At 48.9% G+C, this 14158-nt stretch carries 14 protein-coding genes; 4 read left to right on the top strand and 10 right to left on the bottom strand.

All coding sequences use genetic code 11. The features are described from left to right. Positions 1-335: 335 nt before the first annotated feature. The 5 genes from EKM70_RS02995 to EKM70_RS02980 all read right to left on the bottom strand — a co-directional run bounded on the left by EKM70_RS02995 (position 336) and on the right by EKM70_RS02980 (position 4626). Entirely contained in the window at positions 336-1043 is a 708-nt protein-coding gene (locus EKM70_RS02995; RefSeq protein WP_125545115.1) for an MIP/aquaporin family protein, read from the bottom strand. Between the two features lie 247 nt (positions 1044-1290). Further along, complete coding sequence (locus EKM70_RS02990) at positions 1291-1722, bottom strand: Spx/MgsR family RNA polymerase-binding regulatory protein (RefSeq protein WP_125545112.1); 432 nt, start codon at positions 1720-1722, stop codon at positions 1291-1293. A gap of 552 nt (positions 1723-2274) precedes the next feature. After that, positions 2275-2730: a GW dipeptide domain-containing protein gene (locus EKM70_RS11480; RefSeq protein ID WP_225416364.1), complete on the bottom strand. Its 456-nt coding sequence runs from the start codon at positions 2728-2730 to the stop codon at positions 2275-2277. Positions 2731-2781: 51 nt separating this feature from the next. After that, positions 2782-4062 carry a glycoside hydrolase family protein gene (locus EKM70_RS02985; protein ID WP_225416363.1) on the bottom strand — a complete coding sequence of 427 codons (1281 nt, stop codon included), beginning with the start codon at positions 4060-4062 and terminating at the stop codon, positions 2782-2784. Between the two features lie 180 nt (positions 4063-4242). After that, complete coding sequence (locus EKM70_RS02980; protein WP_125545110.1) at positions 4243-4626, bottom strand: MarR family winged helix-turn-helix transcriptional regulator; 384 nt, start codon at positions 4624-4626, stop codon at positions 4243-4245. Positions 4627-4884: 258 nt separating this feature from the next. On the opposite strand from EKM70_RS02980, the gene EKM70_RS02975 reads away from it, so the two are divergent. Continuing rightward, the gene (locus EKM70_RS02975) at positions 4885-5703 is read left to right on the top strand and encodes a Cof-type HAD-IIB family hydrolase (RefSeq protein ID WP_125545108.1); all 819 of its coding nucleotides are present in this window, start codon (positions 4885-4887) and stop codon (positions 5701-5703) included. Between the two features lie 68 nt (positions 5704-5771). On the opposite strand, the gene EKM70_RS11570 is transcribed toward EKM70_RS02975, so the two are convergent. Together EKM70_RS11570 and EKM70_RS02970 are read right to left on the bottom strand one after the other, a co-directional pair. Next, positions 5772-5942 (bottom strand): hypothetical protein, encoded by a 171-nt coding sequence (locus EKM70_RS11570; protein ID WP_263853590.1) that lies wholly within the window; start codon positions 5940-5942, stop codon positions 5772-5774. Then, on the bottom strand, positions 5939-6586 hold the full coding sequence (locus EKM70_RS02970; protein ID WP_263853589.1) for an alpha/beta hydrolase: 648 nt from the start codon (positions 6584-6586) through the stop codon (positions 5939-5941). Before EKM70_RS02970 ends, EKM70_RS11570 begins: the two co-directional genes overlap by 4 nt. 256 nt (positions 6587-6842) lie before the next feature. On the opposite strand from EKM70_RS02970, the gene EKM70_RS02965 reads away from it, so the two are divergent. The 3 genes from EKM70_RS02965 to EKM70_RS02955 all read left to right on the top strand — a co-directional run bounded on the left by EKM70_RS02965 (position 6843) and on the right by EKM70_RS02955 (position 8820). Further along, positions 6843-7874 (top strand): aldose epimerase family protein, encoded by a 1032-nt coding sequence (locus EKM70_RS02965; RefSeq protein WP_125545106.1) that lies wholly within the window; start codon positions 6843-6845, stop codon positions 7872-7874. Between the two features lie 90 nt (positions 7875-7964). Next, positions 7965-8234 carry a 30S ribosomal protein S14 gene (gene rpsN / locus EKM70_RS02960; protein ID WP_125545104.1) on the top strand — a complete coding sequence of 90 codons (270 nt, stop codon included), beginning with the start codon at positions 7965-7967 and terminating at the stop codon, positions 8232-8234. A gap of 148 nt (positions 8235-8382) precedes the next feature. After that, positions 8383-8820 (top strand): hypothetical protein, encoded by a 438-nt coding sequence (locus EKM70_RS02955; RefSeq protein WP_125545102.1) that lies wholly within the window; start codon positions 8383-8385, stop codon positions 8818-8820. Positions 8821-9249: 429 nt separating this feature from the next. On the opposite strand, the gene EKM70_RS02950 is transcribed toward EKM70_RS02955, so the two are convergent. The 3 genes from EKM70_RS02950 to EKM70_RS02940 form a co-directional block, all read right to left on the bottom strand. Continuing rightward, the gene (locus EKM70_RS02950; protein ID WP_125545100.1) at positions 9250-11505 is read right to left on the bottom strand and encodes a glycoside hydrolase family 65 protein; all 2256 of its coding nucleotides are present in this window, start codon (positions 11503-11505) and stop codon (positions 9250-9252) included. A gap of 68 nt (positions 11506-11573) precedes the next feature. Continuing rightward, positions 11574-12938 carry an SLC45 family MFS transporter gene (locus tag EKM70_RS02945; protein WP_125545098.1) on the bottom strand — a complete coding sequence of 455 codons (1365 nt, stop codon included), beginning with the start codon at positions 12936-12938 and terminating at the stop codon, positions 11574-11576. 252 nt (positions 12939-13190) lie between these two features. After that, a complete protein-coding gene (locus EKM70_RS02940) occupies positions 13191-14156 on the bottom strand; it encodes a LacI family DNA-binding transcriptional regulator (RefSeq protein WP_125545096.1) in 966 nt (321 codons plus the stop codon). Between the last annotated feature and the right edge of the window lie 2 nt (positions 14157-14158).

The following is a 14158-nucleotide window of genomic DNA, read 5'->3' as shown; positions in this document are numbered from 1 at the left end:
CCGTATACTTAAAACAGTTCATTAGCATAGCTATTTACTTATAGATTATTATGGGTTAATCGTTAAACCCACTAAATTACCGCCATTAAGGCAATCTGTTAGTTCAGTTTAGTAATCGAGTTTTTAAAATTCAATTTTATATGCCACAATTTCTAGTGTTACAATAATCATATTATGGTTATATTAGTTAACTCTTTAGCCTACAATTTAACAGACTTAAGTAATGCCAATTATTGAGTAATTCATTTTTACGTGTTCCCAAAAAGCATAAAAAAAGAGACGCGGGACAGTTCCCACGTCTCCGAGGCCACGTTAAGTAGCCCGATTATTTCTAATTAATTTAGAAGATATTGCATGCCAGCGGCAAGAATTCCACCGACAATTGGCCCACACATTGGGACCCAGGCATAGTTCCATTCGGCCGCACCCTTATTAGGCACTGGCAGAATGGTATAAGCCAACCGCGGACCCCAGTCACGAGCGGGGTTCAAGGCAAACCCAGTGGTGGTCCCTAGGGCCATCCCGACGGTCATAATCAGCAGTCCCACCATAAATGGTTTCAGCCCCGTCGTGAAGTCTCCTAGGTTCAGGAGAATGAAGACGAAGGCCCAGGTGGCGACAACTTCAGAGATAAAGTTAAAGGCTGGACTCTTAATTGCTGGCCGGGTTGCAAAGATCCCGACCGAATTGCCAGACGCTTCATCTGGTGAGGCTTTGAAGTGTGGGTAAAATTGTAGAATCACGATTGCCGCTCCGACAAAGGCTCCCAAGAATTGCCCTAGCAGGTAAGCCCCAACGTGCGCCCATGGAAAGTACCCGAAGAGGGCAAATCCAATCGTCACGGCCGGATTTAAGTGTCCATCCGACCCGAACATACCGGCCACATAAACCCCCATGGTCACGGCCATCCCCCAGGCTAAACTCACATACGTCCAATTGGATCCCTTGGCATAGGTTTTATTTAAATTGATACTTGCCCCAGTTCCGGCACCCAAGACGATTAGAATCATGGTCCCTAGGAACTCACCCATAAAGCCACTCATAACACGAACACCCACCTTGTTAGTTTTTGTCCTCAAATTTTGAACTATTAACAGTCTACCATAGACGTTCTGGATAGCGGAGGTAAATTTGACACCGCTTTCAAAATGTAAACTTTTCATAATAAATAGCGAAGGCCGTCGTTATTTACATAAAGCGTTTTACTTGGCGATGTATCACGCATTCCCGGCATAATTTCTCACAAAAAAAGTTTCGACCAATTGGCCGAAACTTTTCATTTGACGAGTTTTATGCTGGGGAAACGCCCAGGCTGTTCTTGTTGCCACCGTTTAAAATCTTGAAGAAACTTGCAAGTTCCTTCTTCCGGTATGAGGCTGGCACGAATTCCCGAATAGTTTCCAGGTCGAACCCAGTGGCTAACTTATTCCGATCGACCACGATTGGATTCTTCAGAATCCCAGGATTCTGCTGTAAGAGATCGACTAATTCATTCATTCCCATGTCCTGAACGGACTGTGGCAAGGCCTTGTAAGCCTTGGAACGCGTGGAAATTAAATCGTCGGTGCCTTCTTCAGTTAAGGAAAACATGTAAAGAATCTCTTCACGAGTTAATGGTTGTTTTTTAATATCACGAGCAGTAAAGATGGCGTCGTGGTTCGCAAGCCATTTCATAGCCTTCGTTACCGCGGTAGTTTTTGCATGAAAGTACATTTTGATCATAGAATCGCCCTCCAATTATCTTCTCTTCGATGAGGTACTTGAGTTAGCACTCTTTTAGTTGAGTGCTAATTTATGATTCTCATTGTACACCACAATCCGAAATGATGAAACCCATTACCCCCACAGTCGGCTACCTTTTAACAATTTCTCAAGATCCTCGGCTAACCTAGGCGGGGCAACAACCCTACTATCTCGGGCTTAGGTTAACCTTAGCAAGATAATCCACCCTTTTTGCGCCCGAAAAATGAATTTTTTACGAAGATCCACTATTCCCGGTATTAAACCATTGGTACGGCTTTCATTTTCTTAGCTATCGTTGAAAGGTTGGTCCTGTGGCTGCCGGGAATTTCGCCACGACTAGCACAGCAAGCTAACCATTATTGCCTATTCAGAAACCACGTGTTGGCAATTGGGAATAAAACCAACTTAATCTAATCGCATGGTTTCCCTTGCCTATCAGAATACCATGTTCCTACTGAAAGAGAACTTGATCATAATCAAAAAGCGTGGTGAAACTCAATTTCGTTTTCACCACGCTTCTCAATTTGTCTGTTATTGTAATTCAAAAGCAGCAGCTCTGGTCCACAGGCCATTACTCATTCTATAGAAGGTCGTGACCGAACCACTTGAAGTCTTCCGCTGAACCCGTTCGGTGATGTGCACGACTCGCTGGGCGATATCGGCTGTGGTTCCCCGTTGTTGTGCCAACAGTGGGTCATTGAACGGCCGCGTGTAGACTGGGTAGACTTTGGCAAGCATCGCGTCATGATCGAAGGTTTCCTTGGTAAAGGTATCGAAGGTTAGCGCCCCCTTACGAATCCAATAGGTCTTCGTATTAGCTTTCTTACTGAAACGGATGCGATACCACTTCCCAGTATCAGCTTCCGCTCGCATGTCGATATAAACCCGCTTAGTCTTGATCGACTTCCACTTGAACTTCAAGACGTTCCAGTTTTTGTGGCCCTTGATCACGTTGTAAAGTGTGTAGCTCTTATAGTTTTTACTCAACTGGGCATGTTGCGAAGCGATCCCTTTGAAATAAGTTTCATGCTTGTTGGTCTACTTACGTTTCTTGAGCTTCTGACCAGCATCGTGAACGACTGCCGTTGGCTTAATCGTGTGTTGCGGCTTAACAACCGTCCCCGATTTCTTAGCCTTCTTGATGGTATTCTTGGCCACCGTGTCACCAGTCAGCGCAAAGTTACTCATGAGAAACTGGGCCTGGTCATTTTGCGTTGTAGCCTTATTCCCGGTAATTGTGACCTGCGTCATCGGGTTCGTGACATGGCGACTGTCCAAGTTCACGTAACTATGCATTGGATTAACGTCAGTAAAGGTATTGTTCTTAATGTTGATATTCGTCATTTGATAATCGGGTAACGTGTTTCGCAGATAAATGTAATCGCCCGACCCTAAGGCATGTCGATTGATGAAACGATTCCCGGTAATCCACAGATTGGAAATTCCCTTGAAGTGAATCGTAGCCATGCCACTCCCAGCAGCACTGGTCAGAGGTTTGGGATCGACCACGGTGTTGTTACTGAAACGAACATCGTGGATAATCCCGTCAACGCCCTGATTATAAACGGCATGCTCACCGATCGGATTTGGCGCATAGACCTTCACAGACCCACTGGCCTTCTGGACTGGCAAGAACTGACTATCGGTCACCGTTACCCCATAAGTCGGCAGGTTATCGTACTGGTCACCCGGATTCTGGTAGGACATGGCGCGCAGATTGGAATAATCCACCTGAATAGCTTCCTTATAGTCCCGTGACCCATCGAATCCAGTGAAGACGGACCCCGTCACATTGATATGATGACTCCCATCGAGATCGAGATAGTGACCGGTTGGTGACTCGGCATTATCGAAAACACAGTCGTGAAAATTAACGTTCTGGGCGTGGTGCACACTCTGAACAAAGACACTTTGTCCCTTAACGTGGTCCCCTTGGAAGGTGGCCCGTTGCCAAGTCACATTCCTCAGACCCCCGTCATATCCCGCTTTCGGGCTAGGGTAGACGAAGAATAACCGATGGCCATCGGTTATTCGGAAAACGGCACCCTTATCAAACTTAAACGTTATGTTTGAATGCAGCAAAATTTTCCCGGAATCAAATACATAGGTTCCCTTCGGCACCCGGACCGTTAACGCATCGTGATCCCACTTATCCAACATGGCCTGCATCGCCTCATTATTTGCCGTCCCACCATCGCCAACCATCCCCTGGTTCTTGGCATTAACCGTCGTTGCCGCATGGGCCACAACGGACTGATGCGATGATGTTCCGGGCAGGCAACCCAAACCCAACAGCGTTGTCCCCACAACGACTGCCATAAGTAAACTGAGTCTTCCCCTCAAATTCACAAAAACCCCTCCATTTTAAGTATCCTACTCGCGACCAATTATAACTAAGACGTCATCTGAAATGGATCATCTTAACTAAATTGTTACACGAATATAAGAAACTTACAGTGAAGGGGTTTTACTTTTCAATTGTAAATTAATTTAAGTTTGTTACATTAATTTGGCGATATCGTCGTGCAAATTGTTTAAACGGTCGACAACCTTGCCACGAACGGACGTGTAAACTTTAACACCGTCTGGGGTTAGCTTCAGGTTGTGTTGACGACGGTCAACCGTGGAGGCGATACTTTCAATTAAACCAGCCCGCAACAACCGGGAGATTTGACCGGAGATCATGGATTTAGAAACCCCGATCTGACCGGCAAACTTGGTTGGCGTGAATTCCTCCCGTTGGGTGGTGATGGCATGTAACAGATTAAATTGTTCCAGAGAAATCGTAATGTCCTCCGTTTTAATCGTGGTTACTGGCCGCATGATCTTTTGGAGCTGGGAGAACCATTCCAAGGATTGGTTTAAATCGTTCGTTTGCGTCATTTCTGCTTTCTTCCTTTCCAGTTGAGCTAGCGGTAAGCCGGCGGTAGCGGTTACTATTCTTACCCGCTAACCATTTATTATAGCCCTTATTTTCAGTCTTTATGTTACCGATTCATTAATATTTTATAGCATTACGAATGAAAAAACTAGTGATTCGCAACCTTTTTGTCATATTTCTTCCAGCTTAGAACATTGAAATCCCAAACAGAAGCCCGTATGATTAATGTTAACAAAATCTAAACGAATAAGGAGACCGGTATGACTCGAATTAAACTTATTGCAACAGACGTTGATGGGACCTTTCTCAACTCACAGCGACGCTATAATCAGTCTCGCTTCCATGAACAACTCGATCGGCTTCACGCCGCAGGCATTCACTTTGTCATTGCAAGTGGCAATAGCCTCGGCCACCTTCACGATGTTTTCGCGCCCACTCCGGCAATTAAGACGTTCGTTGCTGAGAATGGGGGGCTCATCACGAGTGGTGATCGCATCCTTTTTGAGGATGCAATTCCCACACCCGTGGTCCACGAGATCGTCCGAACCATTCTCGCTGACGACACGTTACGGCCGCAGGTGCTCCGATTATCTGGGGCCCATGGAACCTACATTAACCGCGCCGATCAGACTAATGATCCAGCCTCACAAGCCTACTTCTTCAACAATATTGTCCTGGTCGATGACCTGACACAAGTCGACGATACCTTCTACAAGGTCAATGGCGAGTGGCCTAACGAGTCGATCCAAGCCTTAGCAGCCAAGATCAACGACCGCTTCCCGACGGAAATTCACGCCACAGCCAGTGGATTTGGGAGTATCGATATCATCCCGCCCCACATGAATAAGGCCATTGGCCTCCACCAGTTGGCGGATTCATGGGGTATCAAGCCGGCTGAGATTGCGGCCTTCGGTGATAACGATAATGACCAAGAAATGCTTGCCCACGTGGGTCTCGGCGTCGCGATGTGCAACGGAACCGACACCGTGAAGCAAGCCGCTGACCTCATCACCAAGACAGATAACGATCACGATGGGGTGCTCGATGTCATCGATGCCATTCTAGCAGACGAAGTTTAAAACTAGCTAAATTATTCAGGGCCTGGGACATTCATCCCGGCCCTTTTTATTTTACCCACTAGTTTCAGTTAGGCGTTAACCCAGAGATGCGTCGCAATTAGCCGCCACATTCGCTTGGTGGCGTGCAACTGACGATGACTGGTGGCCGGAACGTGAACTTCCACGTATCCCACCGGACTGCCACTTACAACACCTCGCAACGGGGTAATCTGACTGACTGGAACCGAGCCATCCGTCAGATGCCCTGAGAGCGTCCCGTAGACGTTAATGATTCGTGCCTGGGGATGAGAGCCATCAAATGATGTTTCGCCGCTCTCAGGCGTCGGTAGGACTCGTCAGGGGCCGAGAGACTGCCTTCATCTACTGGCGCTCCCAGCAGGACTAATCGGTGGAGTGCGGGTAGGCCGGCATGGTGACCATAGCGAACCAGAGCATGCACGGCGGCACTACCACCCCAAGAGTGAGCGACGACGTTGTAAGTCGCGACCCCATAGCGTTGCTTCAGAGCGCGTAGAATCGCCGTCAGCCACTGGACCTGCTGTTGATAGCCCCGAGTGACACTATGGTCGAAGAGGACTTGAATCACCGGATTCTCACCGGCACCGTCCCATTGACCACTGAAGCGTAACTTGCCAGTCCAACTCACCCGAACCGTCAAGACCTTCTGGGCATAACCCGCCCGTGGTAGCCAGCGCAAGAAGCCATTGAAGGTCCAGGCATTGCCCGCCCAACCCGGAATCAGGAGGGTCGGTGTCCGACTGTAGGTGACTTCTTGACGATGGCAACTCAAGGGCTCAGGGGGTACCGTTCGTTGTCCCAGCCAGTGATACCCTAACCAACTACCCCCTAAGATAATCGGAAGCCATTGCCATTTAAGGTTCATGATTACTCCCCCCTTAAACTAATCCATTATGCCAGTTCTTTTGATTGCGTACAAGTTAAAATTGGTGTGCTTAATTATTTTTGTTGGTCGTCATTTCTGCTGGTACCCCTCGTCCAGGTTCACCATCCCCCCTGGCCGCATCCCCGTCAAATCACAGGGTCTGCGTGAACATCGTTTGACAATCAACTAGTCAAACCCATAAAATAGAGAGAAATGAAACCGCTTAATTCAAAAATTCAGAAACGGGGACTTGCTCATGCAGACCGCAACGAAAAATTGGGATACTTATCAAAATCAGGTCGTGACCCGCTATGCCATTATGAACGATCATGGCGTAAAATTAGCCGTTCTCAGTTGGGGGGCGACGCTTCAGACGTTGTCCGTACCCACTGCTAACGGCGAGAAGAACTTGGTGTTATCTTACCACAGGATGACCGATTACCTTGATAATCCGTTTTACGTGGGAATGAGTATTGGCCGGACTGGTGGGAGAATTTCTAACGGAAAGTTTCCGCTCAACGGACACACCTATCAGGTCGACACTAACGAAGGCCATAACACCCTTCACGGTGGCCCACACGGTTTCAACACGGTCAACTGGGATGGTCAACTGGACACCAGTGACCCCCAGGCGCCGAGGATCATTTTCACACATACCTTCAAGAGTTCCGAAGACTCTTTCCCTGGTGATCTCACGGTGCACATCACCTACACCCTGACGAATGAAGACAGCGTGACCCTGACCTACACTGCCACCAGTACGGCGGACACCCTGTTCAATCCTACCCAGCACATCTATTTCAACCTAGGTGACGACCAATTGATCGCAGGTCAAGCCTTGCAGATCAATAGTCAGGAGCGCTTGGAGTTGGACGATGAGAAGCTCCCCACTGGTCGGTATCTCTCGACGGCTGGTACACCATACGACTTCGCAAACGGCCAATACCTGGGAAGCGCCATCCGCGGCCTCCAAACAATTCCAGAACAAGGCATCGATGATGTTTACCACGTCGTCCCAGCCGCCGACCAAACCATTGCGGAACTCAGTGACCCCTTGTCCAAACGTAGCGTCACAATCAAATCCGCTCGAAATGGCCTGGTGGTCTTCACGGCTAACTCATTTAACTCGCAGATGAAGCTCGCCACGGGCCCCGGTCAGCCTTACATGGGATTGGCCTTAGAGCCTCAGAGCCTGCCAGATTCACCCAATCACCCTGAGTTCTGTGACGTCAGTCTGCCAGCTGGTGAGACCCGGACTTATCAGATCACCTACGACCTGGGCTACTAGTTGAGTCGCCATTATTGACGGGGACCCTCCTCCTATGCTAAATTGATAAAACGTAATTATTATCATTTAAGAAAGGAGGACCCTTTATTTATGGCTAAAAAGTCTAAGATTGCTAAGGCAAAGCGGATCGCAGCGACTGTTGCTAAGTACGCGGACCGCCGCGCAGAACTCAAGGCCGCCGGTGACTACGCCGCACTGGCCTTATTGCCACGTGATGCTTCCCCTACTCGGATGCACCACTGTGACCACCTGGATGGCCGTCCCCATGCCTACATGCGTAAGTTCGGGATGTCTCGGTTGAACTTCCGTCAGTTGGCCCACGCTGGTCAGATTCCCGGTGTGAAGAAAGCTAGCTGGTAGTCTCCACTAAAACTTAAAACCTGCACCCACGTCAACCCTGCCCGCGGCTTCGTTTGACGTGGGTTTTTTCGTGACCTAAACTTGAGATAGTTTGATTTACTGGGGTCGTGCCAATCGGCCATCCCCAAATCATGAAGGAGCGTTTAGCATGACAGAAGTTTTATCGGTAATTCGAGAATTTGATATTTTTGGTGGCGGTGATGATGCCCCTTATGGTATCGACACCCCTAAGATCCACGCACAGTTCGTGGGTGTGAGCCCAGCTATCACCTTTGATACCAGTAACCAACCACGTTTGGCTCGGCAAAAAGAACGGCAATTACGAACTCTAGAAGACGACATTCGCCAAGAATTCAGAGACCAATTGAGTCACCAACAAGGTGGCGATTTGTCTGCCAACTTAAACATCTTCGGTAGCCTGATTACCACTTTTAAACAACACTTAGAAGACACGCTACTGGTCAAGGGCCAACTCGAGTTGGAAAGCCTCACCATTAGCGGTGAATGGTTGACGTACTGGCAAGACAAGACGCCATTAGCTCGGCAGAAGACGGCTCAGCAACAGCAGATGCCTAGCGACCTTTAGACTTAGCGGTTGTGATGAATTGGCCGCCTGCAGCTAAGGTTGTGGAGTTAAGGTAACGTAACTGTAGCTAGAGAACTGGGATTGCCAGCGTTGCAATCAGTAGTCATTAATAGTGGTTGATACAATAAATTAGAGAGTAGCGGAGCCTCGTTAATTTTGAGATACTGGGACTTGGCAAATAAAAATGGCGTCATAGAAATTATCCGAATGGATGCTTCTATGATGCCATTTGTTTTGGTTTGAAATTTTTGAATCAAGTTTGGTTAGTCTGTAACAATAGTTTGAATTGTCGACAAATTGCAAACAGTAGCTAGAATCATGATTTTAACTACTTGGGGAGATTGAGACTGCTAAGATCACCGTAATTGCAATTCATAATTCTAGCCTGAGGAGGTCAAGGCGCCAGCCGCGGAGGCAGCCAATCCAAATTTATTTAACAGTCACCGATTTCCCAGCAACGTCGATAGTCAAAGGTTCCCCACTAATCAACTTGAAGTGTGGCCCACTCCCATCGACGCTCACTTCAATTAGCCGATCTCTGAAGACCTGCCGGAATGAGTAGCGTGACCATTTCTTAGGCAGGAATGGTGCAAAGTGTAGCTGTCCATCCCGGACCCGCATGCCCGCAAAACCTTGAACAACCGCGATCCAGCCACCGGTCATGGCCGTGATATGAAGACCATCCTTGGTGTCATTGTTGTAGTTGTCCAGGTCCAACCGGGCCGTCCGCTCGTAAAGTTCGACGGCCTTATCCTCATAGTGTAGATCCGCCGCAAGCACCGCGTGAATCGCGGGTGACAGACTGGACTCATGTACCGTGAGAGGTTCGTAGAAGTCAAAGTTGGCCTTCTTCTGTTCTGGGGTATAGTCGTCAATAAAGTCCCAGATCCCTTGGAGCACGTCTCCTTGCTTGATATAAGGGGACCGCAAGATCTTATCCCAGGACCAGTGTTGATTGATTGGCCGTTGGTCAGCTGGAATGGCACTAACCGGTTGCAGATCCTTGTCGAGGAACCCATCGTGTTGCACGAAAATATTGAGGTCCTTGTCGTACGGCAAATACATCCGATCGATAATATCTTGCCACTGTGTCTTCTCAGCTGGTGTCACCCCGAGTTTTTTAGCAGTCTGCGCGTCGACTTGGCCTAAGATTTCCAGAGTATAACGCAGAGTCCACTGAGCCAACATATTGGTGTCCCAGTTGTTGTCGACGTTATTTTCATACTCATCAGCACCGGTAACCCCATGAATCATATACTGGCCCTTGCGTTGACTGAAGTGAACCCGGTCGGCCCAGAACCGTGAAATTTCGGTCAGTACCTTGGCACCCTCATGCAGAACGTAAGAGGTATCGCCGGTGTAGCGCGTGTAATTGTAAATGGCGAAGGCAATATCACCATTACGATGAATTTCTTCAAAGGTAATTTCCCACTCATTGTGGCATTCGATCCCGTCGAACGTCACCATCGGGAACAAGGCCCCCTTGAGTCCCTGTTGCTGGGCGTTGATGTAGGCCCCATCGAGTTGTTTATACCGATACATTAAGAGATTACGAGTCACTTCTGGATTCGTAATTCCTAGATAAACGGGAACGGCGAAGGCTTCGGTGTCCCAGTAAGTGGCGCCACCATACTTCTCCCCGGTGAACCCTTTGGGACCAATATTCAAGCGAGAATCTTCACCGTAGTAGGTTGAGAACAGTTGGAAGAGGTTGAACCGAATCCCCTGTTGCGACTCATCATCCCCCTGAATCTGAACGTCAGACTTGGTCCAGCGATCGGCCCAAACGGTCTCGTGCATCGCTAGCAACTCATCATAACTCTCCAAAGCCACGTGATCACTCAGTCGGTGCATCGCCGTGGTCAATGCGGCCACATCGGCGTAGTCTCGCGAGGTTACCACGATAACCCGCTTCTCCAATTGGGCCGTTGCGTTAGGCGCAAGTTCACCCGTATAAGCCGCGGCAACTTCTTGTTCGCTTGGTTGCGTAGTCGTGACCGGCTTTAAGGCCGTCACAACACGCATTTCCATCCCCGAAGTAAACTGAGGCGTGCCGAATGGATTGGGTGTCGTTTGAGCCACAACGCTTCCACGATCGGCCTGCTGGTCGGTGGCGAGAATATCCCAGAAGCGCTCATCATAGTTGGCTTCCTCATTCTTGACGTTGCCGTCGATCCCAGGCTTGAGAGTCAGCGTCACCGGTTCAGTTCCCAGGTTCTTAGCCGTCACACGTTGCACGGCCAGTTCGCGTTGACTGACACTCAGAAACCGTTCGAAGGTCAAGCTAACCCGGATTGCCCCACGTTCCACAACAAATGACCGGGTCAATGTTCCGTGCTGCATATCCAAATCCAACATAAAGTTACTGATGCTATCTTGGGCTAAATCCACGGCCTGACCACTAATCTCGACGGGTAGCTTCATGAAGTTGACTGCATTGACCACTTTTCCAAAATACTTGGGGTAACCGTTCTTCCACCACCCAACGCGAGTTTTATCAGGATACCAAACCCCACCGAGGTAGATTCCTTGAAGCGTGTCGCCACTGTAACCTTCCTCAAAGTTGCCTCGCATTCCCATATAGCCATTTCCTAAGCTCGTCATGGATTCTTGTAGTCGCTGATCTTGCGGGTCAAAGGTATGGGTAATGACATGCCATGGTTGGACTTCAAAAATTCGTTTCATTGTCGAACGCTCCTTTTACTAAGTCATTTTAAGTTTAAAATTCATTTCATATCGAGTTTCCTGGTCCGCTAAGCCTTGTAGGTTTCCTTAATCGCCCCGACGGCGAAGGCTCCCGCGGCTAAGATAATCCCGGCCAAGATGAACATGTTGACCTGTACCTTCCCTAAGAGTGGGAATAGGGCGAAGCTGGCCAGTGAAGCCACGATTTGTGGCAAACAGATCGACCCATTGAACAGGCCTAGATAAGTCCCCATGTGGGCCCCAGACAAGGCATTTGTCACCATCGTCAGTGGGTAGGTGTTCATCGCGGCCCAAGCAATCCCAACCAAGACAAAGGAAATGATCAAGACATATTGGTTGTGAATGAAGAAGACCGAGAGAAATCCTAAAGTGCCAAGGCCCAGGCTTCCAGCATATCCGAGTTTGTGATGATCGTTTGGCAACTTAGCTAACACGTAGGACCAAACAACCGCCGCAATGGATTGCACCGCCGCCAACACGCCGTACCAATTCCCAGCGGCTTGATAGCCCGCCGATGCGGCATTGGTCGTGTGCCAAACGTTGTCGGAAATGGCCCCAACTGAGTAGGTCCACAGGTATTGGAAGGCAATCCAGCAGAAGAATTGAACCAAAGTGACGGTCCAAAAGACCCGCGGCGCCGACTTGAGCAACGACCACCAGTTACCCCCGGTCGTGTTGTCTTCCTTGGTAATCCCATGATACTTAGCGTAGGTATCTGGGTCGTATTCTTTGACCCGAAAAATTGTAAAGAGACTGGTAATTACCAGGAGTACCGCCCCTACGTAGAAGGCCACCTTAACCGTAGCGGGCACAACCCCTTTAGCCGCGGTGTTGGCAATCCCCATCATCGCAAAGAGAAAGGGCAGAATAGCCGCCACCACAGCCCCAGTGTTGGATAAGAAGCTCTGAATCCCATAGGCATAACTCTTCTGGTCATCGTTGACCATGTCTCCCACCATCATCTTGAAGGGCTGCATCGCCACGTTGGATGAAAGATCGAGAAAGGCCACCGTGATCGCCCCAAAGAGTAGCGCGGCCATCGAAGCGTACCCGAAACCCAGGCTCCCAGAGTTCGGTAACAGACACATGACGATGAGTGCCACAATGGTTCCGAGTAACAGATAGGGTAACCGCCGACCACCTAATTTAGGTAACCAGGTTCTGTCGGAATAGTACCCCACAATCGGTTGGACGATCAGCCCAGCCAGTGGTGGCAAAATGAAGAACCATCCGAGGCTGTTGGGGTCTGCCCCAATCGTTTGAAAAATCCGACTCATCTGTGAGCTTTGCAGGGTAAACGCGGTTTGCACCCCGAGATACCCCACATTAATCATCCAAATAGTACTTGCTGGTAATGTCGGCAAGCCATTGTTTGCCTGGGCCGTAGCCGCTGTCAACGATTCATCTGCCATAACCTGAACCCTCCTGTAGGATTTTTCTTTACATTTGAAAACTAATCACAATTGAAAAAATAAGTGCTGACATCATTATGGCACCGCTTACAAGTTAATGCAACCGTTTGCGCAAATTTAATTTTTGGCTCGGTTTCTTTTTTTTATTTCCCGTTTAAGTCACCATCTGCGGCGCTCTTTCACTTAACAAGCTGTTTCAATTTCTGTCGCTAAAAAAGGCCAAGACATCCGTCCCAGCCTATCATCTAGCGCTTATTTAATTTCATATGGAATCGTAATCTGACGGGGTGTTGCCGACTCTAGCGGTTGACGATCACTGAAAAGTAAGGTCACCGTGGCGGCCCCCATTTTTTCTGGATAGAGATCAACAGAATGCAGATTAGCATCGGTCAAGCCTATCGGTAAAGAGCGATTAAAACTTACAATTGGAAAATGACTCGCCCCACTGCTTTCTCGAATCAGACGATAAAATTCGATGGCATTAAAGTCATCCGTCGCCATGATCCCATTGATTTCGGGATGACGACTGATGAATGATCGGGCTTGCTCCAGGTCGCCCAGCTTACACGTGAGGGGTTCCACGTTAAATTGGGCGGCCATCCGTTCGTAACCCTCACGCCGCTGCTGCTCGTAAGCCCAGTCGTGGGCGGATTCGACAAAAACGGGATGGGTGACGGCTAACTGGTCTAAGAGATAGGAGGCGCCACCAATCCCGGCCTTCAAATTGTCGTTATCAACAAACAGGTCGGTGGGTTCATCGACTGGCTGGCCAATGGTGACAAACCGCAACTTGTTTTGCCGTAAAAAGTCTGCGATCGGATCGGTGCGATGGGCATAGAGCAGGATGAATCGTTTAATCTTTCCCTGCGTCACCATGGACTTAACGTTGGCCAGCAGCTCGTCTTCCGTCTTACTGATGGCCACGGACAGCACATATTGCCGTTCCATCAGTTCGGTATTGATACCACGCAGCAGATCGATGTAAAACGGGTTCTCAGAAAAAGTGTGGTCGGCTGTTGGAAAGACAACGCCTACCGTATTGGCCTCACCCGCCGTGAGATTTTTGGCATTGTAGTTGGGCCGATAGCCTTCAGCCGCTGCCAACGCCTGGATCCGTTTACGGGTCGCCACGCTGATACGTGGATTATTATTTAATGCCCGGGAGGCCGTGGAGACCGACACGCCCGCCTTAGCGGCAATATCACGGATAGTTAACATCT

Origin of the sequence: Levilactobacillus lindianensis, from assembly GCF_003946095.1 — a bacterium.
Lineage (GTDB): Bacteria > Bacillota > Bacilli > Lactobacillales > Lactobacillaceae > Levilactobacillus > Levilactobacillus lindianensis.
Note: the sequence above shows the minus strand (reverse complement) of the source record. Positions and strands in the feature narration are given on the sequence as shown.

Bases quoted from the DNA above. Each gene is read 5' to 3' on its own strand.
- EKM70_RS02995 (WP_125545115.1), bottom strand. From the start codon at position 1,043: ATGAGTGGCTTTATGGGTGAGTTCCTAGGGACCATGATTCTAATCGTC.
- EKM70_RS02990 (WP_125545112.1), bottom strand. From the start codon at position 1,722: ATGATCAAAATGTACTTTCATGCAAAAACTACCGCGGTAACGAAGGCT.
- EKM70_RS02985 (WP_225416363.1), bottom strand. From the start codon at position 4,062: ATGGCAGTCGTTGTGGGGACAACGCTGTTGGGTTTGGGTTGCCTGCCC.
- EKM70_RS02980 (WP_125545110.1), bottom strand. From the start codon at position 4,626: ATGACGCAAACGAACGATTTAAACCAATCCTTGGAATGGTTCTCCCAG.
- EKM70_RS02975 (WP_125545108.1), top strand. From the start codon at position 4,885: ATGACTCGAATTAAACTTATTGCAACAGACGTTGATGGGACCTTTCTC.
- EKM70_RS02970 (WP_263853589.1), bottom strand. From the start codon at position 6,586: ATGAACCTTAAATGGCAATGGCTTCCGATTATCTTAGGGGGTAGTTGG.
- EKM70_RS02965 (WP_125545106.1), top strand. From the start codon at position 6,843: ATGCAGACCGCAACGAAAAATTGGGATACTTATCAAAATCAGGTCGTG.
- rpsN (WP_125545104.1), top strand. From the start codon at position 7,965: ATGGCTAAAAAGTCTAAGATTGCTAAGGCAAAGCGGATCGCAGCGACT.
- EKM70_RS02955 (WP_125545102.1), top strand. From the start codon at position 8,383: ATGACAGAAGTTTTATCGGTAATTCGAGAATTTGATATTTTTGGTGGC.
- EKM70_RS02950 (WP_125545100.1), bottom strand. From the start codon at position 11,505: ATGAAACGAATTTTTGAAGTCCAACCATGGCATGTCATTACCCATACC.
- EKM70_RS02945 (WP_125545098.1), bottom strand. From the start codon at position 12,938: ATGGCAGATGAATCGTTGACAGCGGCTACGGCCCAGGCAAACAATGGC.
- EKM70_RS02940 (WP_125545096.1), bottom strand. From the start codon at position 14,156: ATGTTAACTATCCGTGATATTGCCGCTAAGGCGGGCGTGTCGGTCTCC.